We start from the raw sequence: 23146 nt of genomic DNA on the forward strand, positions 1-23146 counted from the left end.
TTGGCCAGACGGGCGGGGTTCCTGTCTTGCTTGCGCTGGCCGGTGGTAGCGTCCCGGACTATCCGCGCCTTGCCACGGTTCGCCCATGGCTTGTCAGGTTTCCCGTTTGCCGTCAAAAGGGACAGCATTGCTGCCCTAATTCTAGGCCGGGCGAACATGCCAGATTTCAAACGGGGGGGCAAGACCGTTTCTGAAGGGTAAAATCCTGTTTGTTTCGCGCTTTGCTCCGTTTTTGATTTTTCACTTCACTTTTCCGCGTGTGGGGAAAGAAAATTTCACACTTCCCGTTCAATTAGTGTTGGGCTGGCGTGGTCAGTTTGTCACAGGCCTTTGATTTCCTGTTGAAGCGCAGTCTGGTCACTCTGCAGTTGCGCCAGACGGACAGCCCGCCTGCCCGCAGATCCTTTCTGGGAGATCCACATGAGCAAGATGATCCTTTCCGCCGCCTTCGTCGCTGGCGCCGTTGCAACTGCCGTTTCCGGCCTCTCCACCGCTGCCGTTGCGCAGGATGCGAAAGAAAAGTGCTACGGCGTGTCCATGGCCGGCAAGAATGATTGCAAGGCCGGCCCGGGCACAACCTGCGCCGGTTCCTCGACCGTTGACTACCAGGGCAATGCCTGGACCCTCGTCCCGAAAGGCACTTGCGTTTCCATGAGCGTGCCGGACGGCCGCATGGGCTCGCTGGAGCCGCTTGAGCGCGACCTGCCGAAGTCCTGATCCAGGGATCTTGTGGCTGCCTGGGCCTTGGTCCGGGCAGCCATATTTTGATACTGTCTTCGCCATCTGCTGCTGCCTCAGGACCCTGCCATGACCCTCGCGACCGATCTGCGCATCGAAGCCGTCCTGCCGGCGCGGGCCGGTGTCGGGCTCAAAGGTGAGCATGTGCCGGATATTCTCGCCAGCCGGCCCGATGTCGGCTTCTTCGAGGTTCATGCCGAGAACTACATGGAGGCGGGCGGGGCTCCGCATCGGCATCTTGAGGCAATCCGCCGCGACTATCCGCTGTCCCTGCATGGGGTTGGCCTGTCCATCGGTGGAGCAGGGCCGCTCGATCGCGATCATCTGGCGCGCCTGCGCAAGGTCGCTGATCGCTATGAACCCGGTCTCTTCTCCGAGCATCTGGCGTGGTCGACCCATGACACCACCTATTTCAACGACCTGCTGCCGGTGCCTTATACGGAGGCGACGCTGGCTCTCGTCACGGCCCATATCGATGAGGTCCAGGAGGTGATGGGCCGGCAGATGCTGCTGGAAAATCCTTCCACCTATGTCGCGTTCGCCGAAAGCACGCTGTCCGAAACAGCTTTCCTGCGTGAGATCGTCCGCCGCACCGGCTGCGGCCTGCTGCTCGACGTCAACAACGTTCACGTCTCCGCCACCAACCATGGCTGGTCGGCCGAGACCTATCTCGCCGATTTTCCGCTGGCGCATGTCCGCGAGATCCATCTCGGTGGGCATGCTCCGGACATTGATGACGATGGCCTGCCGTTGCTGATTGACGCGCATGACCGACCTGTCGACCAGGAGGTCTGGCGCCTGTTTGCTCTCGTTGCCAATCGCCTCGGTCCCTTGCCGACCCTGATCGAGTGGGACAATGACGTTCCCGCTTGGCCGGTCCTCCTGGATGAAGCCCGGTCAGCCGAGCGGATCCTGACAGCGGCTGCCCGCCGGGAGCCCCGTCGTGCCTTCGGCTGACGGTCGGTCCTGGCCTCTCGGTCCCTTCCCGGGACGCGATGATTTTGCCGCTGCCCTGTTCGTCCCCGACCTTCCGGTGCCCGCTGGCGTGGTGGGTCCGGGTGGTCGACCTGCCGGCAAGCGCTTTGCCGTTTATCGCAACAATGTCGTGGTCAGTCTCACCGAAAGTTTGAAGGCAACCTACCCGGCCGTGGCTGCTTTGCTGGGCGATGAATATTTTTCAGCGCTGGCTCGGTTGTTCATGTCTGCGCACCCGCCAAAGTCTCCGATCTTGTCGCGCTATGGCGGTGAATTGTCGGACTTTGTCGCTTGTTTTTCCCCCCTTGCTGCCTACCCGTATCTCGCCGATGTGGCCCGGTTCGAATGGGCCTGGCTGGAGAGCTATCACGCGGCTGATACCGCACCGCTTGACCCGGCTGATCTTGCTTCGGTTGCGCCGGGGTCCCTGGGTGATGTGCGCCTTCAGGCCCATCCGGCATCCCGGCTGCTGGTCTCCCATTTTCCGGTCTTTGATCTCGTTGTCGCCAACCGGTTCGAACCTGAAGTCTCTGTCCCCATTGATCTTTTGGAAAGCCAGTCTGTGCTTTTCTCGCGTCCTGACATCGATGTGATGTTCAGGGTGATTCCGGCTGGAACGGCTGCCCTCGCCACGGCCCTGTTTTCGGGGCAAACCCTTGGCGATGCAGCGGAACTGGCCTTTGCTGCAGATCCGGGCTTCGATTTTCCGCAAGGATTGTCGGTTCTGCTTTCCGCCGGCATCTTCTGCGGGCTCGACAGGGGCACGGCCTGACTTCTTCGTGCACAGGATGGGGGAACGACTATGTCTGGGCTGATTGATTTTTTTGTCCGACTTTATACGGCGGTGTTCAGTGCGTTTGAACAGTTGACGCGCGGCTGGTTCCTGGGGGCTTTCGCGCGTTTTGCCTTCGCAGGTATCCTGTTGATGTACTTCTGGAATTCCGCGCTGACCAAGATCAGCTCCGGCCCTCTGGGCTTTCTGACGCCGTCAACGGGGGCCTTCGCGCAGATCCTGCCGCAGATGATGCAGGCGGTGAGCTATGACCAGTCGCAGATCCCGTTCTTCCCCTATCATGTTATTGTTATTGCAGGGACCTGGGCCGAGTTCGTGCTGCCGGCCATGGTCGTCGTCGGCCTTTTCACCCGCTTCGCCAGCCTCGGCATGATCGGGTTCATTGTCGTCATGAGCTATGTCGACATCACCGGTCTTGGCGCCGATGCGACGGCTATTGGTCAGCTTTTTGATGGCAATCCGAGCGCCATGATCTCTGACCAGCGCCTCTTGTGGTGCTTCCTGCTGACGGTTCTCGTTCTCAACGGGCCGGGCAAGATTTCGCTCGACTGGGTTCTGGGCCGGTTCTATTCCCGCCGCGCCCGCTATCACTGAAGGAGTTGCCAAGGGCGCTTGCCGAGCGCCTTGGTGCCTGCTTTAAAGAGCCATGATCTTTTCAAGCGACAACTGGGCCGGTGCCAGCGCGCCGGTCAGCGAGGCCCTGACGCGGCATGCGTCCGGGCTCGCTCCCGCCTATGGCAACGATCCCGTGACGGAAGCCGTCTCGCGGCGATTTTCCGAGATATTTGAACGGGATGTCGCCGTCTTCTTCGTTGCGACCGGCACCGCTGCCAACGCCCTTGCCCTGTCGGCCTATGCCCGTCCGGGTGGCGTTGTCTTCAGTCATTCCGGCGCGCATATCCAGGTTGACGAGTGCGGTGCCCCGGAATTCTTCACTGGCGGTGGCAAGCTGCGCGGTCTTGCCGGCGCCAATGGCAAGATCACGCCTGAGGCCTTGTCCGCCGCGATGGCCGATCATCCGGATGGCAATCCGATGCATGGTCAGGTGTCGGCGGTCTCCATCTCGCAGGCCACCGAATGCGGCACGGTGTACCGGTCAGGCGAGATCCGCGCACTGGCGGATGCCGCCCATGGAAGGGGCATTCCCCTGCATATGGATGGTGCGCGCTTTGCCAATGCCGTCTCCTTCCTTGGGCTCACTCCTGCCGAGGTGACGTGGAAGGCGGGCGTGGATGTCCTGTCTTTCGGGGCCACCAAGAACGGCTGTTGGTGCGCTGAAGCAGTTGTTTTCTTCAATTCTGACAATGCTCTGCAGTTTCCATACTTGCGTAAGCGGGCCGGCCATCTCCTGTCGAAGAGCCGCTTTGCCGCCGCGCAGTTCGATGGCTATCTCGCTGGGGGGCATTGGCTCGCCAATGCCGCTCATGCCAATGGGCTGGCACAGACCATCGGCGAGGGACTGGTCGCCGCAGGCTACCGGCTGGCCTGGCCGGTCGAGGCAAACGAGGTGTTTCCGGTCTTGCCACATAGCGTGATTGCCCGCCTGCGTGCCGCCGGTGCGATGTTCTACGAGTGGCCTGCCGACAACATCGGTTCGGACGAATCCGCAGTCCGCCTCGTCACGTCTTTCGCCACCGACCCGGCCGATGTCGCACGCTTCCTCGAACTCGCAGCCGGCTGAAATCCAGAAGCAAAACGCCCGGCCTCATTGGCCGGGCGTCCTGGACTGATCAGGCCCTTGGGGGGCAGGCCGTGGTCAGTGCGTGCTGGCTTCGATCTGCTTCGGCGTGCCGGCCGCGATCTCGATCTTGCGCGGCTTCATGGCTTCCGGGATCTCGCGCACGAGATCGATGTGCAGCAGACCGTTTTCCAGGTGTGCGCCGTTGACACGCACGAATTCTGCCAGCTGGAAGCGCCGTTCAAAGGCTCGCGAGGCAATGCCACGATAGAGCACTTCGCCGGTGCCGTCGTCGGCCTGCTTTTCGCCCTTCACGGTCAGGACGTGCTCCTTCGCCTCAAGCGACAGCTCTTTCTCGCTGAACCCGGCAACGGCCATGGTAATGCGATAGGCGTTTTCGCCGGTGCGCTCGATGTTGTAGGGCGGGTAGCTCGGAGTATCCGCATTCATCGTGTCGAGCATGGAAAGCAGCTTGTCGAAGCCGACGGTCGAACGGTACAGCGGGCTGAAGTCAAAATGACGCATGATCTTGGGTCCTCTCTTGAGCAACACGAGATATCTGACATTGACCTTCCCCTGTCTGGCGAAAGGTCTATCTTGTCCGCAGGCCCATCTGGCGCCTGCTTCAATGAGATGGGTTTCGCGTTTGCGCCTTTCAAGAGGGGGCTTGCGCCTTCGAAACATGAATGGCGGATGAACATGGCCTTCTGTTTTGGTTCAACGGCGTCGGTGCATCTTCCTTCCAACAGCCGGCACACACCCCGTTTCGATGCCGGAAGATGTGAAAGGAAGACTGCCATGATCAAGTCCTCGCTTCTTGCTATCGCTCTTGCCGTAACGACCCTTGCGGCGCCGGGTTCGGCCAACGCCGATACGCGCCTGACCCTCCAATTCGGCAATGGCGCCGGCTATGTTCAGGTCCAGAACGGATGGGACGGTCGGTATCCCGACCCGCGCTGGAGCCAGCCGGGCTGGGGACAGCGCGGCGGTGACCACGGCTATGGCCGGCCCGCTTACGGCCGTCATCAGGAGCGGCTCAGCCCGCGTGAGGTTCGCCGCGTTCTGCGTCACCAGGGATATGATCGCATTGATGTCCGGGATGCCCGGGGCCGGACCTATGTGGTGATTGCCACTGGCCAGAGAGGGGCACCTGTGAAACTGGTTGTCGACGCCTTTTCGGGTCAGGTCCTCGAGCGTGAGCGCCTGCGTCGCTGGTAAGCAGTTGACCCTGGGGACCGGCCCTGTATTCCTCAGGAAAGGGCCGGTCCGCCGGAGGCGATTCCATGCAGCTGATTGAAGTTCCCGGAAACCCCGTTCCGACAGGTGCGGTTTCCGGCATGATCGACACGCCCGATGGGGCGCAATTGCGCTATGCGCGGTTTCCGGCCACCGGCGGCCCATTGAAGGGCACCGTCACGGTGCTGCAGGGCAGGGCCGAGTTCATCGAGAAATATTTCGAGGTGATCGGTGAACTGCAGGCGCGCGGGTTTCACGTCGTCACCTTCGACTGGCGCGGCCAGGGCGGCTCCTCCCGCCATGGCACCAATTCCTTGCGCGGTCATGTGCGCGATTTTGCCGAGTATCGGCTCGATCTTGACACGATCCTGACGCGCGTTGTCCTCTCCGATTGTCCAGGGCCGCATTTCGCGCTGGCGCATTCGACCGGTGGCGCCATCCTGCTGTCGGACACCGAAAGGCTTAGGACGCGGTTTTCACGGGCCGTCCTGTCCTCTCCCCTGGTTGGCTTGCTGGATGTGGGCTGGCGGGAAAGCCTGTCCTATCGTGCCGCGCGCTGGCTTTGCCGCCTCGGCCTCGGCCGCCTGTTCATTCCTGGCGGCAATGCCCTGCTCACACCGGATTATGCGGACAACCGGCAGACCAGTGACCAGGTTCGGTTCGAGCGGATGAATGCAGTCATTCACCGAAGGCCGGAACTTGGTGTCGGGTCACCGACCAATGCCTGGCTGGCCGCAGTCGGCAAGACGCTGCTGTCGTTCCGCGAGATCGAATTCGGCCCGTCCGTCCACTTGCCGATCCTGATGATCGCGTCAGGCGCGGACAGGATCGTCTCCACCCGCGCCACCGAGGAATTGGCGACGCGGATGGTGGCGGCCGGGTTCGTCGTTGTTCCCGGCGCCCGGCATGAGATCCTGATGGAGGCAGATGTTTATCGCGACCAGTTCTGGGCCGCGTTCGATGCCTTCATCCCCGGCAGCGACTAGCCAGCCGGCACGTTGGACAGCCGCTTCAGCACGATCTCGTGCAATCGCTTGTCGCCACAGGCAACGATCCGTCCACCATTGACAGGCGAGCCGCCGGTCCAGGTTGTGACGACCCCGCCTGCGCCTTCGATGATCGGCACCAACGCGACAATATCGTAGGCCTGCAGGCCGGTCTCGATGACAAGATCGGCCAGACCGGCCGCCACCATGCAGTAGGCATAGCAATCCGTACCGTAACGGGCCAGCCGGGCCTCGGCTTCGATCCGGTCATAGGCTTCCAGTTCCAGCGGCTTGAGGATGCGCGGGGTCGTCGTGAACAGCACGGCATCAGACAGCGTGGCGCAGGCCCTGGTCTTCAATTGTCGTGTGCCGATCGGGCCGCTGTACCAGGCTGACTCCCCATCGCCGGCATAGGCCTCGTTGATATAGGGCTGGGCCATCATGCCGAGGCTGGGCCAGTTGCCGGATTTCAGGCCGATCAGGGTTCCCCAGGTCGGCAGACCCGTGATGAAGGACCGGGTGCCGTCGATGGGATCGAGAACCCAGACGTGCTCCGCATCGATGCGCTCGTTGCCATATTCTTCGCCCAGGATGCCATGCGCGGCAAATTCCGCGTTGATCAGGGTCCGCATGGCCGCCTCGCCGGCCCGGTCTCCGGCAGTCACCGGGTCAAATCCGCCATCCAGTTTGTTCTCGATGGCCCCGTTGCTGCGGAAGTGAGGCAGGATTGCCTCGCCTGCCGCCGCTGCCAAACGCTCCAGGAAGGGGTAGAGGGTATGCTTAATCTGCATGTCTGGTTTGCGCATTATGCATGGCTCACGGCTTTTGCGACGAACTGTCGGCGAGTCGGAAAGGAACTTGTAGCGGGAATCTTATTTATTTCAGCGTGCTAATAAAATCCCCGGGGCTTCCTGTTTACTCTTTTGTTTCCTTTGGCGTCAAAGCCAAAGCCAAGCTGCCGTGCGGCAGGCCTTGACGTTTGTGCACTGCGGTGCGACCTTATTGCAGCGCGATACAGCGTTTTGCTGTAGCCGCCGCCCTCCTTGGGCGTTTCCTCCCTAGACTCGGGCCGCCTCCATTGGAGCGGCCCTTTTTTTATACGCCTGGCTTGCGGCAGATCATGGCGAATCGGGGAATGGGGACGGGCCTTCACTCGGCAGCGAGGCGCACCGGCAGTAGGGACGCATCCGGCATGGAGGTCAGGTCGCGCAAGACGTCCATCAGATCGTCGGCGAGCCGTGCCATGCCCTCAGTCGGGACATGCAGGTGTTCGTCCATGTAGAGGCCCCGGTTGATCTCGATCTGCAGCGCATGCAGTCCCTTCGCCGGGCGGCCGTAGTGCTCGGTGATGAAGCCGCCGGCATAGGGCTTGTTCCGGCTGACGGTATATCCCTTGGCCTTGAGCAGGCTGGCGGCAAGATCTGAGAGTTCCATAGGGCAACTGGTGCCGTAGCGATCTCCGAGGATGAAATCCGGGCGGGTGCCGGTGGTCTGGCACCGCACGGTCGAGGGCATCGAATGGCAATCGATCAGAACCGCAAACCCGAAGCTGACATGGGTCTGGGCCAGCAGGCGCCGCAAGGTGTTGTGATAGGGCTTGTACAGGGTCTCGATCCGCTCCATCCCCTCCTCGACGGTCAGCCGGTGGGCATAGATCTCCCGTGACTCGCTTACGATCCGGGCAATGGTACCCAGCCCGCCGGCAACACGCAGGGAGCGGGTGTTGGCATAGGGCGGAAGTCGACCCTCGAACATCTTCGGATCGAGTTCATAGGGTTCGCGGTTGACGTCGAGATAGACGCGCGGGAAGCAGACCCGCAGAAGCGGGGAGCCCATCGGAACCACGCCGGCAAAAAGGTCATCGACGAAAGCGTCTTCCGAACGTCGAATCGTCAGCCGGTCAAGGCGCGAGGCGTCCAGGAAACTTTGCGGATAGCAGGTGCCGGAATGCGGGGAGTTGAACACGAACGGGAGGCGCTGATCGGCGGGCGCAAGAATTTCGAACGGCGGTTCGGAGCGGAAGTCCGTGACGATCTTCATTCTTTCCCCCCGCTATGTGCGTGCTGCGCTCTCCCCAACGCACTGTTCAAGCTTGTATCTTTCCAATGAATCGGCCGATCTGTCCACACCTCAGACGGCTTTGGCACCGGTCATGCGCTTCACTCTATCTTTACGGCGAGCTGAAACACTAAAATGCAGTGAAACGGCCATCCGGAAAGGGTGGCTTCGGATTGTTCGGAGTTTGACGGTTGTCCCAAATGTCGCGAATTCTTCTGGCGGAAGACGACAATGACATGCGCCGCTTCCTGGCAAAGGCGCTGGAGAATGCAGGACACGACGTGGTGTCCTTCGATAACGGCAAGAGCGCCTATGAACGGCTGCGCGAGGAGCCTTTCGCGCTTCTCCTGACCGATATCGTGATGCCGGAAATGGACGGGATCGAGCTTGCGCGCCGCGCAACCCAGCTCGATCCGGATCTCAAGGTGATGTTCATCACCGGCTTTGCTGCGGTGGCGTTGAACCCGGACTCCAACGCGCCGAAGGATGCCAAGGTTCTGTCCAAGCCGTTCCATCTCAAGGACCTGGTACAGGAAGTGGAGCGCATGCTCGCCGCCTGAGGCGAAGTTTCCACAGGCGGCAGGGGAACGGAAGATTGTTTGACGGGTTCGAAAAAACGCCTCTTGCATAGTCCCCGGAACCCCGTTATACGCACCTCCACCGCAGCGTTTCGACGCTTTGTTCCGAAGATTTCGGGCGTGTAGCTCAGCGGGAGAGCACTACGTTGACATCGTAGGGGTCACAGGTTCAATCCCTGTCACGCCCACCATTCTTGCAGACGGGAAAGCAAAAGCTTTCCCCGACGCGGGTAGCAGGAAGCCTCCATGGCGCATGCTTGCGCCGGGTGATTTCCTACCGCCAGTCCATGCGGGCGCTTTCGCGCCCGTTTCTTTTGAGTAGAACAGCAGGGCCCTTCCGGGGACAGAACGATGAAAATCAAGAACTCGCTCAAGGCGCTGATGGCTCGTCACCGGGAAAACCGCATGGTTCGCCGCAAGGGCCGCGTCTACATCATCAACAAGAAGAACCCGCGCTACAAGGCCCGTCAGGGCTGAGCAGGTCAGGCTCCCGTTTTCGTGAGCCACCTTCTTGCATTCAAGGATTGACCGCCGCGTGCAGCTGAGGATACTTGGCGCATGCGGCTTTTCCTGTTTCCGACGTTACTTGTTTCGCTCCTGCTGCCCATCGGCGGACAGGCGCAACCTGTCCCTCCCGGTGCCGATGAGCCCCGGGCGGAAGACCTCGGCACCTTGCCCGAAGCTCCGGCGCCGGATGAGCCGAAGACCCGCAGCGCGGAAGAGGCTCCTGTCGAAACGCTTTACCGCCAGTTGGCTGCGGCCAGCAGTGAAGGCGAAGCCAGGCGCATCGCGCGCCGGATCCAGATCGTCTGGCTCAAATCCGGCAGTGACACGGTGGACCTCCTGATGGAGCGGGCGGCGATTGCGCTGAAGGCCGAGAATTATCCGCTGGCGCTCGATCTCCTCGACAGTGTGGTGACGATGAAGCCGTCCTATGCGGAAGGCTGGAACCGCCGCGCCACCGTCTATTACATGCGTCAGGACTTTGGCCGATCGCTCGCCGACATCGAACGCGTGCTGGCGCTTGAGCCGCGCCACTGGGGGGCTCTATCCGGGCTTGCCATCATCCAGCGCCAACTGGATCAGGAGCAGCGGGCACTGGCAACGTTCCGCAAGGTGCTCGAGGTCTATCCCATGCTTGATTCCGCCCGAAAGGCAGTCGAACAGCTGGAGACCCAGCTGGCCGGCAAGCCGACCTGAAAGCCCGCTTCATACCAGGCTAGCTATCCTGTGCCTTTAATTGCGGGCAGGGGAATGAACCTTGAGGGGGTGGCTTGCGTAAAGACAGCATGACGCGACAGCCGTGTCTGCCCTGCCCGATAGGCCGGCCTTCATTCCGTCCCGCATCTCCGGCTTGAGTCTTCCATGCAAGTGTCGCTGCTGATCGTTCTCCTCCTCCTCCTTGCTGCCTATACCGAAATTCGGCGGCGGCAGTATGCCCGGGTCAATCCACCAGCCGGCCGGTTAATCCCGGTGGACGGCGCAAAGGTGCATGTGCTGGAAGAGGGTGCGGAGGGGCTGCCTGGAGCGCCTGTGGTGCTTTTCGTGCATGGGGCAAGCGGCAACCTGCAGGATCTCCGCATGGCCTTCGAGGGCCAGTTTCCGGGCCATATCCGGCGCGTCTATATGGATCGTCCGGGACTCGGGCATTCCGAGCGCCGCCTGGACCGGCGTGCGAGCCCGCGTGATCAGGCACGACGGATGCTCGCGGCGATGACGCAGCTCGGATATTCCTCCTTTACGGTGGTGGGGCATTCCTTCGGGGCGGCTGTGGCGGCCGCCATGGCGCTTGAGGCGCCTGCCCGTGTAACGGGCCTTGCCCTTCTGGCGCCTGCGACCCACCCCTGGAACGGCCAGGTCGCCTGGTATTACCGGCTGGCTGCGCTACCGGTCCTCGGCTGGTGGTTCTGCCGGTTGATTGCGCTGCCCGTGACCGAGAGGGTTGCCCCGGCCTCGATGCGCCATGTGTTTGCTCCGGATCCGGTGCCGGACGGCTATGCCCGGAAGATCGGGCTCGAGCTGCTGTTCCGGCCGGAAAGCTTTCGCTCAAATGCCTGCGATCTGGCGGCCTTCAACCGGCATCTGGCGAAGCAGGCTGAGGGCTATCAGCAGATTACCCAGCCGGCGGTCATTGTTACGGGAGATCAGGACAGCGTTGTCTGGCCAAGCATCCATTCGCGCGGCCTCAAGCGGGATCTGCGTGCCGCTCGGCTGATCGAATTGCCGGGCGCTGGCCACATGCCGCACCACGCCTACGCTGCAGAGATAGCGACGCTCATCCTCGATCTCATCCCTGCCAACCCGAGTGCCGTGTCGAGGACTGAGAGCCGAGATGTCGATGTTTCAATGAGTTGATTCCGTGCAAGCCTTAGGCGCTTCTGCCCCGGACCTTCGCGTCATCGCGAGCGCGACAACGCGGTTCACGCCGCCGCGCTACGTACAACGGAAACGGCCCGCCGAAGCGGGCCGTGGGATGTTGGGTCGGCTCGGTCTCAGAGACCCGACTTGCCGTCGCTGCCAACGAAGGCGATGCGCAGCATGTTGGTCGAGCCGGGCGTGCCGAAGGGAACGCCGGCGGTGATGATGATCCGCTGGCCGGGCTTGGCAAACTCTTCCTGATGCGAGATGCGGCAGGCGCGATCGACCATGTCCTCTTCGTCGTTGGCATCCTCGCTGACGACGCAATGCAGGCCCCAGGCCAGCGCCAGACGGCGGGCAGTGCCCACGACCGGCGACAGCGCGATGACCGGCGTCGACGGGCGTTCACGCGCAGCACGCAGGCCGGTTGCGCCCGACGAGGTGTAGCAGACCACGGCAGCAAGGTTCAGCGTCTCGGCGATCTGGCGCGCAGCGGCCGAAATCGCGTCGGCGCCGGTTGCTTCCGGATCCGTGCGCTGTGCATGGATGATGCTGCGGAAGTTGCTGTCCTGCTCCACCTGCTGGGCGATCTTGTCCATCGTGCTGACGGCTTCTACCGGGAACTGGCCCGCAGCAGATTCAGCCGACAGCATGATGGCATCGGCGCCTTCGAACACGGCGGTGGCGACGTCCGAGACTTCTGCACGGGTCGGAACCGGGGCGGTGATCATCGATTCCAGCATCTGCGTTGCGACGACAACCGGCTTGCCGGCGCGGCGTGCAGCGCGGGTGATGCGCTTCTGCAGACCAGGAACCTGTTCCAGCGGCATTTCCACGCCCAGATCGCCACGGGCAACCATCAGCGCATCGGACAGCTCGATAATCTCGGCAAGGCGGTCGATGGCCTGCGGCTTCTCGATCTTGGCGAGAATGCCGGCGCGGCCGCGCACGATCTTGCGCACTTCGGCAATGTCATCCGGGCGCTGTACGAAGGACAGGGCAACCCAGTCGACATTGGCGTCCAGCACGGCGAGAATGTCCTTGTGGTCTTTCTCGGTCATGGCGCTGAGAGCGATCTCGGAATCCGGAACGCTGACGCCCTTCTTGTCGGAAAGCTTGCCGCCAACTTCAACGCGGGTGAGTGCGCGGCTTGCCGTGCACTCGGTCACGAGAAGGCGGATCTTGCCATCGTCGAGCAGCAGGCGGTGGCCCGGCTGCAGCGCTTTCAGGATCTCCGGATGCGGCAGATGAACCCGATTGATGTTGCCCGGGGCCGGGTCGGCATCGAGCACGAAACTCGCACCGTTTTCCAGTTCGACCGGGCCGTCGGCAAACTTGCCGACACGGAGCTTGGGTCCCTGAAGATCGGCAAGGATGCCGATCGGCCGCTTGACCTTCTCTTCGACAGCACGGATCCGCGCGACCAGTTCGCGCATCAGGTCATGGCTCGAATGGCTCATGTTGATGCGGAAGACATCCGCGCCCGCTCGAAACAGCTTCTCGATCATCTCCGGATCGGAAGAAGACGGGCCCAGAGTTGCCAGAATTTTTACCCGTCGATTGCGTCTCATCGCCCGCCAGTCCCCTGTTGTACCGGTTCTGTCAGCTGAACCGTCCAGTTGCTTTGTTCACCTGTGTCGATCTCGAAAAATCCGGTGCGCTCATAGCCACGCGCGACACAGTCCTCGATCCCGCGAATCGTGAATTCCTTTTCGCGGGTACACATGTACGCGCGTCCACCCCATTCGCCAAACTGATCATAGTCGACAGCGTAAATGTAATAGAAGCGTGACACGAGGGCGCCTGGGACGAGAACCTCACAACTGTTTGGTCCAAGGTTCCACCAGCCTTCCGTGACCCAATCCGTCTTGTCCTTGTATCCAATCGCAACGCCGACCTTGCTTTCGGTCTTGTTGCAGAGCCGAAGGTCGGCTCTTGCGACATCCGGCAGTAGAGCGAGACACAAGAAGCCAAAAACGAAGAGCAGGATACGGCTTGAGAATCGGCTAGACACTGCCGGCTCGCGCTCGTATCGACGATACTCTTCTTTTTTCATCTGTTTTGCTCGTCTTCCGGCGTTCGGCTTGCTCGTTTTGTAGGTCAGCTCACGGCTTGTCAACGATCACCGCCCGGAAGTCGTTGACATTCGTGTAGGTCGGTCCTGGCGTCAGCAGATCGCCAAGCTGCCTGAAGAAGCCTGTGCTGTCGTTTCTGGCTAGAAATGCGGCAGCATCAAGACCCATGGCCCTTGCACGGGCAAGCGTCTGCGGATCGATCATGGCACCGGCCGGATCGGTTGCGGCACCTTTGCCGCCATCGGTGCCATCTGTATCTCCAGCGACAGCAGCAATTCCCCGCTGGCCGTCGAGGGCAATCGCCAGTGCCAGGGCATATTCCTGGTTCGGGCCACCCGAACCATCGCCACGGATCGTGACGGTGAGTTCCCCGCCCGACAACAGCACGGCCTTGCGGCCATTTTCTGCCAGATGGCGGGCCATCGCGGCATGCTCTGACGCTCGGTCCCGGGCCTCGCCCTCGAGGCTGTCGCCGAGCAGGTGAACCTCGTAGCCGGCTGCCCGTGCGACATCGGCAGCGCGATCGAGCGACAGGCCCGGGCGCGCGACAAGCCGGTAGTCGGCCCGAGAAAACACCGGGTCGTCAGGCGTCGGTGTCTCGTTGGCCGGATCGCTCAGGGCGGCGGCTATGGCGCCGGACAAGGCGATGCCGTGCCGGGCGCAGACCGCGCGGGCATCGGCCAGCGTTGTCGGGTCGCCAACCGTAGGTCCGGAGCCGATGACGGCCGGATCGTCCTCAGGCACGTCTGAAATGGCAAGTGTCGTCAGTTGGACGCCGTCCGGGACAGCGCGGGCCAGCCGGCCGCCCTTGATGCGCGACAGATGCTTGCGGATGCTGTTGATCTCGCGGATCGTCGCGCCGGACCGCAGCATCTGCCGGGTCAGTTCCTGCTTGTCGGCGAGGCTGATGCCCGGAGCCGGGGCAATCCAGTTGGCAGAGGCACCGCCCGACAGGAGCACGACGACATGATCCTCGCTGCGTGCCGATGCCGCAATGTCGAGGCAGCGCAAGGTTGCTGAAACCCCGGTTTCGTCCGGCACGGGGTGCCCTGCCTCGATCAGTTCCAGATGCCGTGTCGGCCTCGCGTAGCCGTGGCGTGTAACACCCAGGCCGGCGAGCCGGTGTGCCGGCAGACCGAGTGTCTCGAGGTAGTGCGCTTCTGCGACCTGCAGCATGGCACCTGCCGCCTTGCCGGCGGCCAGCAGAATGATCCGGCCGGTTGGGCCGGGGGCCGGAAGATGCGGCGGCAATGCCGTTTCAGCTTTGGCTGCTGCGACCGCTGTGTCGAAGAGTTTGAGCAGCAGGGGCGCAAAACGGATGTCTATAGCCATGCCTTGCCTGTTGGTTGATGCGGCGAGTTGATCTATTCCTTACGCAACGTGGTCTTCTGCGTCACCTGAATAACGATCCTCATCCTGCAAAGTCCCCCGAACAATGCCTGACTTTCCGCCCGCATCCGGGCCTTTCGAGACTTTAGCTGGCAACATGGCTGGTGGCCTGCTGCTGCTGTGCGATCACGCCCGCAATTCCATTCCTCCGGAGTTTGGCGATCTCGGCGTGCCGGCACTGCAACTCGAGCGCCACATTGCCTATGACATCGGCGGACGGCCGCTGACGCTGGAACTCGCGCGCCGTCTGGCGGCTCCGGCGTTGATGACCACTTACTCGCGGCTGCTGATCGACCCGAACCGTGGCGAGGACGATCCGACCATCGTCATGCGCCTGTCGGACGGGGCAGTGGTGCCGGGCAATGCAAAGATCGTTTCTGCAGAGCGTCAGGAGCGGATCGAGCGGTATCACCGCCCGTATCATGACCTGATCACCCGGACGCTGGACGAGATGACGGCCCTTGCACCGCCGCCGGTCATCGTATCGATCCACAGCTACACACCCGTCTGGCGCGGGTCGCCGCGTCCCTGGCACGCGGCGGTTTTGTGGGACAGCGACCCGAGAGCTGTTCACCCGGTTATCGATGGGCTTCGCGCCGATCCTGCGATAGTCGTCGGGGACAACGAGCCCTATGACGGGGCACTCAAGAATGACACGATGTACCGGCATGGAACGCAGCGGGGGCTTGCGCATGTGCTGATCGAGGTCCGGCAGGATCTCATCGCCGACGAGGCCGGGGTCCAAGCCTGGGCCGACCGGCTGGAGCCGATCCTGGCGCGTCTGCCCAGCTTGCCCGGTCTGCGCGAAATCCGGCACTTCGGCTCACGCGCTGACAGCTGACCTTGGCCCCGAGCCTTGCTTGACACGACTGGAGATTTTTCCATGGCCCTTGACGACACGACCCGAACCGAGCTGGAAGCTGCAGCGTTCCGCCGCCTGGTGGCTCATCTGCGCGCGCGCACGGATGTCCAGAACATCGATCTCATGAACCTTGCCGGCTTCTGCCGCAACTGCCTGTCCAACTGGATGCAGGCGGAAGCGGAAGCTAGAGACATTCCCATGACCCGGGACGCGGCCCGCGAGGCTGTCTACGGCATGCCGTATGACGACTGGAAGCGCCTCTACCAAAGCGAGGCTAGAGCGTGTCGCGTTTAATTAGTTCCATATCCTGCGGCTTTGAAGAAGTTGTAGCATTCCTCATCGGTGAAGATGTCGCAGACATGGCCAACTGCAGTCCATAGGTCCTGGTATGTCCTTGCGGCTGCCTTTCTCATGAGTGCCTTGAGTTTTGAGAAGGCCATCTCGATGGGGTTCAGGTCCGGTGAGTAAGGCGGGAGGAAGAGGAACCATGCGCCGCGCTCGCGCAAGATCTGTTCAGCGGCGGGGCTTTTGTGGCTGGACAAGTTGTCGAGGATCACGACGTCGCCCTTTTTGAGCGTCGGGGCGAGTTGGGTTTCGACATAGATGTTGAAGGCTGCGCGGTTCATCGCGCCGTCGATGACCCAGGGCGCAGCCAGCCTGTCATGGCGCAGGGCCGCAACAAAGGTCTGCGTGCGCCAATGGCCGAATGGGGCATAATCGACAAGCCTCTCGCCGCGAGGAGACCAGCCGGTACGCTTGGCCATGTTGGTTTTCAGCCAGGTTTCGTCAATGAAGGCAAGGCGTTCCAGCATATGGGCCATGAAGGGCTGGCGATTGGCGACCCAGCAATGCCGCTGACTTGCGACATCGGCCCGCTTCTGTTCAAGCGCTTGAAGGTCTTTTTTTGTGTGTCAGCCCAAGCCGTTGGAGCAAGCGCCCGACCGATGAGCGATGGACGGCAATCTGCTTCTCGCGCGCCAGAAGTCCCACCAGTTCATCCAGAGTGATGTCGCCCTTTGCACCGACCTGGGAGCGGATCCAGTCCGCGTGAGGGGTCAGTTTGCCATAGCCGGGATTGCCTTGCCGTTTGGCCGACAGCGCACCGGTCCCGCGCTTCAGCTTGACCATGTCATTGACGAACTTGACCGAAACGGCGAACCGCGCTGCCGCCGATCTGTGCGTATGACCCGCATCGACATGTGCAACAACACGCTCACGAAGCTCCAAAGGATGCGGCTTGCCCATCAACACCTCCCTGTTTCGATGCAAAACAGGGAATCACGGATCAACACCAAAGGGAATCCCGAATCTGGTCAGATACGACACGCTCTAGCCCGGCAGAGTCGGGCTTCCGGTCAAAGGCGGCCTGGTAGAGGCGGTAGGTCTTGCCGGTGGAACCGTTGACGTCGAAGGCAAGGATCCCGTCGGAGAAGGCCAGGCGATCTATGTTGTAAAGTTCGTCGTATTTGTAGTTGGGGTAAGGCCGGGTCACGGTGAACTCATTGGCGTTCTGAGATGGTCGCCACACTGTATAGCTGCTGCGAGGCAGCAGGTACTCCACGATGTCAAGTCCGTCGCCGCCGTCGATCCGATCGTTGCCGACGCTGGTTCGGAAGCCCCTGCCTTCCGTCAGGCCAAAGACATCGTTTCCGGCCGTTCCTTTCAGCGTTGTGCCTTTGAAGCCGGACAACAAGCGGTCATTGGCGCTGATTTCGGTCCTGAGCCAATCGAGATGATCTCCCAGGTCTGCAAACACTGAACTGGACGACACGACTGCAACCGCCTGCGGTCCATTGGCCGTTGTGTAGAAAATCGGACTGCCGGAGTGGCCGGCAAGAACCTCGATGTCTCCGGCGTTGAAATAGATTGCATCGATCGGGTCCGCCGTAATGCTTCCGGTATCCACGGTTGCTGCATTGTTGAACTTGTCCGGATAGCCGATGATCGAAACCGAGCCGCCGCCGCTGAAGCCGCCGTCAATGCCGAACCATCCGTAGGTGTCCCCCAGCGGGGTTTTCAACGACAGCAGCGCCAAATCCGCTTCTGAACCGGTCATAGTTCCGGCGCGGCCGTCTCCCGGTGAAATGAGGCCGTCGCCATCGTAATCGAAACGACCGGGTGCGGCTGCGTCGAAATAGTCGACTGTCACAGGTTTGTAGGCCGTCAGCCCGCCCTTCTTTGGGTCGAAATGAGGAATGATCCTGATCTCGTCGGCTTGCCCGAGGCCTTTTGCATCATACACAAGATTGGCGCTCGTGATGATGTCATTTCGGCCAACCAGAAAGCCAGTGCCCCTGACAGTCTGGTTGCCCCAGGTTGCCTCGATGTAGACGACGGCGCTTGCGGGCGCCTTGGTGTTGTCAATGACAGCGGTCATCACTGCTCCGGATCAGAATAAATGCCGAGGGTTCAACCTCAAGGCGTATCAATTGAAGCGGAGTTGTGACGGTGTCAAGACAACGATCTCGGGGGGACAATCTCCTGTGAGAAATGCAACTCGCCGCGCTTCACCCCGGAGGAAAGGCGTGCGCGCGGCGAGATAGAACACATGGCGGGATGGGCAGTGCGGTCAGCGTCCTCGCCGATGCCTTTATCAGGTCAGCCAGATACCGTTGGCGATGTGGACGCCGACGAGATTCTGGTTTTCCGGGCTCTCGGAGAAGCCGAGCAGCACGTCCTGGCGGTCCCAGGTGCCACTGGAGAGGCGGTCGAGCCAGCCTTTGAGGCCAACCTGGTCGGGGCCGCGGCCCAGAACGTTCTGGTACAGCGCCGTCAGATAGGACGTGTTCGAGGTGCCAGAGCCATAGCGCTGGATGAACTCGGCAGAGCCGATGAAGGCGCCGGCCATCTGCTTCAGGCTCATGCCCTGGTCAACGAGATTGACGTTGTGCGACAGACCGGCGCTGTCCGGGGTCCGGGCGAAGGCTGCCTGGTACAGGCGGTAGGTCTGCCCGGCGTTGCCATTCAGGTCGAAGGCCAGCGTGCCATTGTCGAACGACAGGCGCTCGATGTCATAGAGCGTGTCACGTCCCTCGCCGCCGGTCTTGTCGGTGACGACAATGGTTGTGCCGTTTCGGGTGAAGGTGAAGTCGCTGCCAGGCCCCTGGTACTTGACCGTGTCAAGACCAGCCCCGCCATAGACGGTGTCGTTGCCAACGCTGGTGTAGCGGCCCTTGCCGGCAAACAGGCCAAAGACGTCATTGCCCGAGGTGCCGTTCACCGTGTGGCCGGAATAGCCCTCGATGAAGCGGTCGTTGTCCTTCATCGTCTCCTTGATCCAGCTCCAGTGACCGCCAATGTCGGTGAAGTAGGACTTGGTCGAGACGAGCCCGACGGCATAGGGGCGTGTGTAACCTTCGTAAAAAATCGGGCCGCCGGAGTTGCCCGGATTGATCTCGATGTTTCCCTCGTTGACATAGATCTGGTCGGTGGCATCGGCATAAACCGAGCCGTCGTCTCGGACTGAATAGTTTTCCCAGGCACCGGGATGGCCGATGACCGATACGCGTCCACCGTTGTTGAAGTCCGGATCGACGTCGAACCAGTTGTAGGTGTCACCGAGTGGTTTTGACAGCGACAGAAGGGCGATATCGACCTCGGCATGGCCCATGGTCTCCCAACGTTTATCACCCGGAGAAATCAGCCCGTCCCGATCCGGATCAAAGGCACCGGGGTTGGAGTTGTTGTAGAAGTCCATCGCGGAATACGAATAGAAATTCTGGTTCGACTTGTCCGGATTGTAGACCGGATAGATCTTGATCGTGTCTGCAATCCGGCCGAGCTTCGGATCGTAGACAACATGGGCAGCGGTCAAAAGGTCGTTGCGGCCGACTAGGAACCCTGTGCCTGTGTAGGTCGCGTTGCCCCAGGTCGCCTTGATGAAGACGACGGATTTGGCAGGATAGGCGGTCTCATTCACATAATACGTCATCCAGATCTCCTGATGGCACCCTGCGCTTGCCCGGCTGCAACCATTGAACGGTTCCTTGGCAGAAATACGGCAAGGCGCCGTCATACCAATGAAATCTGCCGAGTTGAAAACCGGTAGCCGGGCAGGTATGTCACCCCATCCGTATCCGGATTGGAGACATGCCGTGGACCCGTTTCGCCGATTGCTGAGCCGTGGCGCTGGGAAAAAAGCGGGACAGGTGTTGCGCGAGGCTGACCTTGCCCGGGACGCGGGCCAGTGGAGCGAGGCCGCCGCGCTTTATGCCGCCTTTCTCGACCTGAAGCCGCAGGCTGACGGCATCTGGATTCAGCGCGGCAACATGCTGAAGGAAGCCGGCCATCATGACGAGGCGATGGAGGCTTATGCCCGCGCCATCGCACTCAACCCGGACAATGCTGATGCCTTCCTGATGAAGGGGCACCTGCACAAGGTGATGGGCGATCTGGAAGCCTGCGAAGTCGCCTATCGGCAGGCCTTCATCCTCAACAGCGAGGACCGCACCGCATTCCGGGAGTTGCGCGCATTGGGGGCAAGCCTTGATGCTGGCACTTTTGCTGCAGCCGCAGGCAATCTTGCCGCCCGCGGCGAACATGTGCTGATGGATCTCTCCGACATCTTCAAGTTCCTGAAGGATCATGCCACCGTCTCCGGCATTCAGCGGGTCCAGTTGCACCTGTCGGAAAGCATCATTCGCGCAGGGGGCGATACATTCCGCCTGTCCTATCTCGATGAGATCACGCGCGCCTATTACACCATCGCGGCCGAAACGGTGCTTGACCTGTCGGCCGCCTTGCGGCGCCAGCCGGTCAGCCATGACGAAATTCGCAGCATCATTGCCCGGGCAGAGCAGGGCGCAGAGGTCTACGTGCCGCGCGCCGGAGATGTCGTCTTTGTCGCTGGTGCCTTCTGGATGCTGCCGGACAGTGCCAATGTCTACCAGTCGCTGAAACGTGCTGGCGTTCGGATCGCGGTCTATATCTATGACATCATCCCGATCACCCATCCCGAGTTCTGCGCGCCGGAACTGGTGGCCCGGTTCTCTCGATGCCTGTTCCACTTCATCCGCCTTGCCGATGTGATTTTCACGATTTCGGAGTTTTCAGCTGTCGAGTTGAAGCGCTATTGCGCTGAACGCGGCATCCCGCTGGCGCCCGTGCGGCCGGTGAAGCTGGCGCATCAGCTCGACAGCGGCGAAAGCGCTGCCGGCCGGGCAAGTGCTGCAGTCAAGAGCCTGCTGGACAAGCCCTTCGTGCTGTTCGTCTCCACCATCGAGGCGCGCAAGAACCACAATTACCTGTTTCAGATCTGGCAGCAACTTCTGGAGAAATACCCCCCTGACCGGGTGCCGGAACTGGTCTTCGTTGGCCGCCCCGGTTGGCGGGTGAAGGACCTCATGGGGAGCTTTGCCTCTCGCAACCATCTCGACGGCAAGCTGCATATCCTCAGCAATGTATCCGACGCCGACCTGTCGCTGCTCTACCGCGCGGCGCAGTTCTCGGCCTTCCCGAGCTTTGTGGAAGGCTGGGGTCTGCCGATCGGTGAGAGCCTGGCCTTTGGGACGCCCTGCATTGCCTCGACCACGTCGTCCATGCCGGAGGTCGGCGGCGATCTCGTCGACTATGTCGATCCCTACAACGTGACGGGCGGTCTGGCGCTGGTCGAGGAACTTCTGTTCACGCCTGGTGCGCTGGAGGCCCGCCGTGCGCGGATTGCTTCCGAGTTCCGCACCGTCATCTGGCCGCAGGTGGCTGACGAGATGCGCGCCTGCTTTGCCGAGGTCCTGGCTCGGACTGCACCCTACGATGTGGCAGACAAAAGCCCGGATGAACTCATCGCGCAATTGCAGGAAGGGGCGCAGATTTCCTTTGCGGAATCCGCTCTTGAACCGCGCATCGACCGGATGCGTGAACTGGCCGAAGCCGATTTCGTCTTTGACGACAAGTGGGTGTGGGACGAGGTCCAGGTCAAGTGGCTGACCGGGAGCAGTGCAGATCTCGCCTTTCGGCTGGAGGGAGCGGCGCCGGCACCTGGTCTTGTGCTGCCCGTCTCGCTGGAGTTGCAGTTCCGGGCGCCCGGCAAGGAGGGGAACCGGCTGGTGTTCCGCTCGGGCGCAACTGAACTCGGGCGCCTTGAGGTTCGGGCCGGTACGTTCCTTGTGGTCTGCGGCGTGCCGGCCGATGCCGATGGGATCATCCGGTTGAGCCTCACCATCGAGGGGCTCATGCCACGCGATGACCGTTTGCAGCCGATCCTGCTGGCTTTCCGGGCACTTGGCGTTGCCAGCCCGGTCGAAGCCCAGCCGCTGATTGCTCTCGAACAGCGTATCCGCCTGGTTCGGCCGAAGCTGGACAAATAAGGTCCGCTCCGCCGTGCCGGGTCAGGCCGGCGGCAAGAGGGTGCTGGTGTCGAGGTCGCCCGCATCGTGGTGCGCCTTGCGGCGGAACTCGGCATAGCCGATGGCCATGCGGCCGTCGAAGATCGCCTTCTCCGTCAACAGGCGAACCTGCAGCGGCATCAGGGGATCGGTGATCTCGAAGGACAGGGAAATTTCCATCCGCCCGCGCGAGGACACGGCCATGTGGGCCCGCGTCAGTTCGTGATAGACGGGGCCTTCCGACACGCCGACGTCAATGATGCAGGGGGTGCCCATGGCCTCGGCCGAGAAACCGACGACATAGCGCAGGGACCAGGCCCCGGCGGGAATGTGCATATAGGGCCCGAAGGCGATAAAGCGGGCGCGGCCCGTCATGTCCAGCGGATGCGTGACATGGTCGTGCGGCGGATCACCGGCGAGAAAGAATTCCTTGGTGATGATCAGCGGGACGTCACGGTCGCCGGCCAGGAGTTGCTCGAAGCCACCGAGGACATAGTCGGCGGCAGCGCCAAGCGCCTCGCCGAAGCTCTCGACCAGTCCGGCCTTGGGGTCTGCCCCGCCATTGTCCGGACCGGTGGTATCGGCGAGTTGGGTCACTGTCCGCTCCAGCACGCGCCGGGCCTGCATGGCATCCGCCCGCAAGCCAAAGGCCGCGCCGATCCTCTGAATGGCGCTGAGCGGATCGGCAAGTGCATCTTCCAGATGCAGGCGGGTCACGTGGTCGGTGTCATTGAACCCGACCAGGCAGGAACAATCACCGGAGATGAGGCGAACGCTGGTGCGCTCATCTGCCTTGCCACTGCGGTAAAGGTGCAGAGCCCCCTGGCGTGGATCCGACAGGGCGAGCAGGATCGGGCGCCGGAATTCCTTCAGCCGCGCCGTCAAGGCCACATCCGGCCGCCCGGCTGAGAACACCAGATGCTCTTCGTCCCGGCGCATCAGTTCGGTTGCGATATCGGCCAGGCTTCCGGCGATATGCGTGTCCGAGGCCCGTTCGCCACGCTCGGCGATCAGTTCGCACAGCACGGTGCGGCACCAACTGGTGAACGGACCGGGGAGGCCGAGAACCGTATAGATCATCTAGCGCAGTCCTGTTC

At 61.8% G+C, this 23146-nt stretch carries 25 protein-coding genes and 1 tRNA gene; 15 read left to right on the top strand and 11 right to left on the bottom strand.

All coding sequences use genetic code 11. The annotated features are described in order from the left end of the window. The first annotated feature begins 420 nt into the window (after positions 1–420). The 5 genes from ACTIFE_RS00665 (at position 421) to ACTIFE_RS00685 (ending at position 4187) form a co-directional block, all read left to right on the top strand. Positions 421–717 carry a BufA1 family periplasmic bufferin-type metallophore gene (locus tag ACTIFE_RS00665; protein ID WP_439527235.1) on the top strand — a complete coding sequence of 99 codons (297 nt, stop codon included), beginning with the start codon at positions 421–423 and terminating at the stop codon, positions 715–717. A gap of 90 nt (positions 718–807) precedes the next feature. After that, entirely contained in the window at positions 808–1695 is an 888-nt protein-coding gene (gene bufB, locus ACTIFE_RS00670; protein WP_439527236.1) for an MNIO family bufferin maturase, read from the top strand. Beyond that, a complete protein-coding gene (locus ACTIFE_RS00675; RefSeq protein WP_439527237.1) occupies positions 1682–2485 on the top strand; it encodes an HvfC/BufC N-terminal domain-containing protein in 804 nt (267 codons plus the stop codon). Before bufB ends, ACTIFE_RS00675 begins: the two co-directional genes overlap by 14 nt. Before the next feature lie 30 nt (positions 2486–2515). After that, on the top strand, positions 2516–3100 hold the full coding sequence (locus ACTIFE_RS00680; protein WP_439527238.1) for a DoxX family protein: 585 nt from the start codon (positions 2516–2518) through the stop codon (positions 3098–3100). 52 nt (positions 3101–3152) lie between these two features. After that, the gene (locus tag ACTIFE_RS00685; protein ID WP_439527239.1) at positions 3153–4187 is read left to right on the top strand and encodes a threonine aldolase family protein; all 1035 of its coding nucleotides are present in this window, start codon (positions 3153–3155) and stop codon (positions 4185–4187) included. Positions 4188–4262: 75 nt separating this feature from the next. Here the strand turns inward: ACTIFE_RS00685 and ACTIFE_RS00690 are convergent, their stop codons facing one another. Then, the gene (locus ACTIFE_RS00690) at positions 4263–4709 is read right to left on the bottom strand and encodes an Hsp20 family protein (RefSeq protein ID WP_439527240.1); all 447 of its coding nucleotides are present in this window, start codon (positions 4707–4709) and stop codon (positions 4263–4265) included. A gap of 273 nt (positions 4710–4982) precedes the next feature. Here ACTIFE_RS00690 and ACTIFE_RS00695 point away from each other — a divergent pair, with 273 nt between their 5' ends. Together ACTIFE_RS00695 and ACTIFE_RS00700 are read left to right on the top strand one after the other, a co-directional pair. Beyond that, positions 4983–5402 carry an antifreeze protein gene (locus ACTIFE_RS00695; RefSeq protein ID WP_439527241.1) on the top strand — a complete coding sequence of 140 codons (420 nt, stop codon included), beginning with the start codon at positions 4983–4985 and terminating at the stop codon, positions 5400–5402. Positions 5403–5467: 65 nt separating this feature from the next. Continuing rightward, positions 5468–6406: an alpha/beta hydrolase gene (locus tag ACTIFE_RS00700; protein WP_439527242.1), complete on the top strand. Its 939-nt coding sequence runs from the start codon at positions 5468–5470 to the stop codon at positions 6404–6406. On the opposite strand, the gene hisN is transcribed toward ACTIFE_RS00700, so the two are convergent. Beyond that, entirely contained in the window at positions 6403–7197 is a 795-nt protein-coding gene (gene hisN, locus ACTIFE_RS00705; RefSeq protein WP_439527243.1) for a histidinol-phosphatase, read from the bottom strand. The two genes, ACTIFE_RS00700 and hisN, sit on opposite strands and share 4 nt — an antisense overlap. 358 nt (positions 7198–7555) lie before the next feature. Further along, the gene (locus tag ACTIFE_RS00710; RefSeq protein WP_439527244.1) at positions 7556–8446 is read right to left on the bottom strand and encodes an N-formylglutamate amidohydrolase; all 891 of its coding nucleotides are present in this window, start codon (positions 8444–8446) and stop codon (positions 7556–7558) included. A 218-nt stretch (positions 8447–8664) separates the two neighbouring features. On the opposite strand from ACTIFE_RS00710, the gene cpdR reads away from it, so the two are divergent. The 5 genes from cpdR (at position 8665) to ACTIFE_RS00735 (ending at position 11397) form a co-directional block, all read left to right on the top strand. Next, complete coding sequence (gene cpdR, locus ACTIFE_RS00715; protein ID WP_019964837.1) at positions 8665–9024, top strand: cell cycle two-component system response regulator CpdR; 360 nt, start codon at positions 8665–8667, stop codon at positions 9022–9024. Positions 9025–9158: 134 nt separating this feature from the next. After that, positions 9159–9233 (top strand) — tRNA-Val (locus ACTIFE_RS00720). Between the two features lie 160 nt (positions 9234–9393). Continuing rightward, complete coding sequence (gene ykgO / locus ACTIFE_RS00725) at positions 9394–9519, top strand: type B 50S ribosomal protein L36 (protein ID WP_106751477.1); 126 nt, start codon at positions 9394–9396, stop codon at positions 9517–9519. Positions 9520–9600: 81 nt separating this feature from the next. Then, entirely contained in the window at positions 9601–10242 is a 642-nt protein-coding gene (locus ACTIFE_RS00730; RefSeq protein ID WP_439527245.1) for a tetratricopeptide repeat protein, read from the top strand. Between the two features lie 165 nt (positions 10243–10407). Next, positions 10408–11397: an alpha/beta fold hydrolase gene (locus ACTIFE_RS00735; protein WP_439527246.1), complete on the top strand. Its 990-nt coding sequence runs from the start codon at positions 10408–10410 to the stop codon at positions 11395–11397. A 137-nt stretch (positions 11398–11534) separates the two neighbouring features. On the opposite strand, the gene pyk is transcribed toward ACTIFE_RS00735, so the two are convergent. Genes pyk through ACTIFE_RS00750 form a run of 3 tightly spaced genes read right to left on the bottom strand, consistent with a single transcriptional unit; the run spans position 11535 to position 14807 of the window. Continuing rightward, complete coding sequence (gene pyk / locus ACTIFE_RS00740) at positions 11535–12971, bottom strand: pyruvate kinase (RefSeq protein ID WP_439527247.1); 1437 nt, start codon at positions 12969–12971, stop codon at positions 11535–11537. After that, complete coding sequence (locus ACTIFE_RS00745) at positions 12968–13519, bottom strand: DUF1036 domain-containing protein (protein ID WP_439527248.1); 552 nt, start codon at positions 13517–13519, stop codon at positions 12968–12970. Before ACTIFE_RS00745 ends, pyk begins: the two co-directional genes overlap by 4 nt. Further along, positions 13506–14807, bottom strand: coding sequence for a glycerate kinase type-2 family protein (locus ACTIFE_RS00750; RefSeq protein WP_439527249.1), 1302 nt, complete (start codon positions 14805–14807; stop codon positions 13506–13508). Before ACTIFE_RS00750 ends, ACTIFE_RS00745 begins: the two co-directional genes overlap by 14 nt. 154 nt (positions 14808–14961) lie before the next feature. On the opposite strand from ACTIFE_RS00750, the gene ACTIFE_RS00755 reads away from it, so the two are divergent. Beyond that, positions 14962–15705, top strand: coding sequence for an N-formylglutamate amidohydrolase (locus ACTIFE_RS00755; RefSeq protein WP_439527250.1), 744 nt, complete (start codon positions 14962–14964; stop codon positions 15703–15705). A 42-nt stretch (positions 15706–15747) separates the two neighbouring features. Further along, the gene (locus ACTIFE_RS00760; protein ID WP_439527251.1) at positions 15748–16020 is read left to right on the top strand and encodes a DUF1244 domain-containing protein; all 273 of its coding nucleotides are present in this window, start codon (positions 15748–15750) and stop codon (positions 16018–16020) included. Here ACTIFE_RS00760 and ACTIFE_RS00765 read toward each other — a convergent pair. The 4 genes from ACTIFE_RS00765 to ACTIFE_RS00780 form a co-directional block, all read right to left on the bottom strand. Beyond that, a complete protein-coding gene (locus ACTIFE_RS00765; protein ID WP_439527252.1) occupies positions 16017–16547 on the bottom strand; it encodes an IS630 family transposase in 531 nt (176 codons plus the stop codon). The two genes, ACTIFE_RS00760 and ACTIFE_RS00765, sit on opposite strands and share 4 nt — an antisense overlap. Positions 16548–16608: 61 nt before the next feature. Beyond that, a complete protein-coding gene (locus ACTIFE_RS00770) occupies positions 16609–16971 on the bottom strand; it encodes a helix-turn-helix domain-containing protein (protein ID WP_439527253.1) in 363 nt (120 codons plus the stop codon). Positions 16972–17011: 40 nt separating this feature from the next. Continuing rightward, entirely contained in the window at positions 17012–18103 is a 1092-nt protein-coding gene (locus ACTIFE_RS00775) for a trypsin-like serine peptidase (RefSeq protein ID WP_439527369.1), read from the bottom strand. Positions 18104–18319: 216 nt separating this feature from the next. Further along, positions 18320–19657: a DUF4214 domain-containing protein gene (locus ACTIFE_RS00780; RefSeq protein ID WP_439527254.1), complete on the bottom strand. Its 1338-nt coding sequence runs from the start codon at positions 19655–19657 to the stop codon at positions 18320–18322. Between the two features lie 220 nt (positions 19658–19877). On the opposite strand from ACTIFE_RS00780, the gene ACTIFE_RS00785 reads away from it, so the two are divergent. Next, on the top strand, positions 19878–22031 hold the full coding sequence (locus ACTIFE_RS00785) for a glycosyltransferase (RefSeq protein WP_439527255.1): 2154 nt from the start codon (positions 19878–19880) through the stop codon (positions 22029–22031). Between the two features lie 21 nt (positions 22032–22052). On the opposite strand, the gene ACTIFE_RS00790 is transcribed toward ACTIFE_RS00785, so the two are convergent. Beyond that, positions 22053–23129: a hypothetical protein gene (locus tag ACTIFE_RS00790; protein WP_439527256.1), complete on the bottom strand. Its 1077-nt coding sequence runs from the start codon at positions 23127–23129 to the stop codon at positions 22053–22055. Positions 23130–23146: the final 17 nt, after the last annotated feature.

Origin of the sequence: Pannonibacter sp. (assembly GCF_051860505.1) — a bacterium.
Taxonomy (GTDB): Bacteria; Pseudomonadota; Alphaproteobacteria; order Rhizobiales; family Stappiaceae; genus Pannonibacter.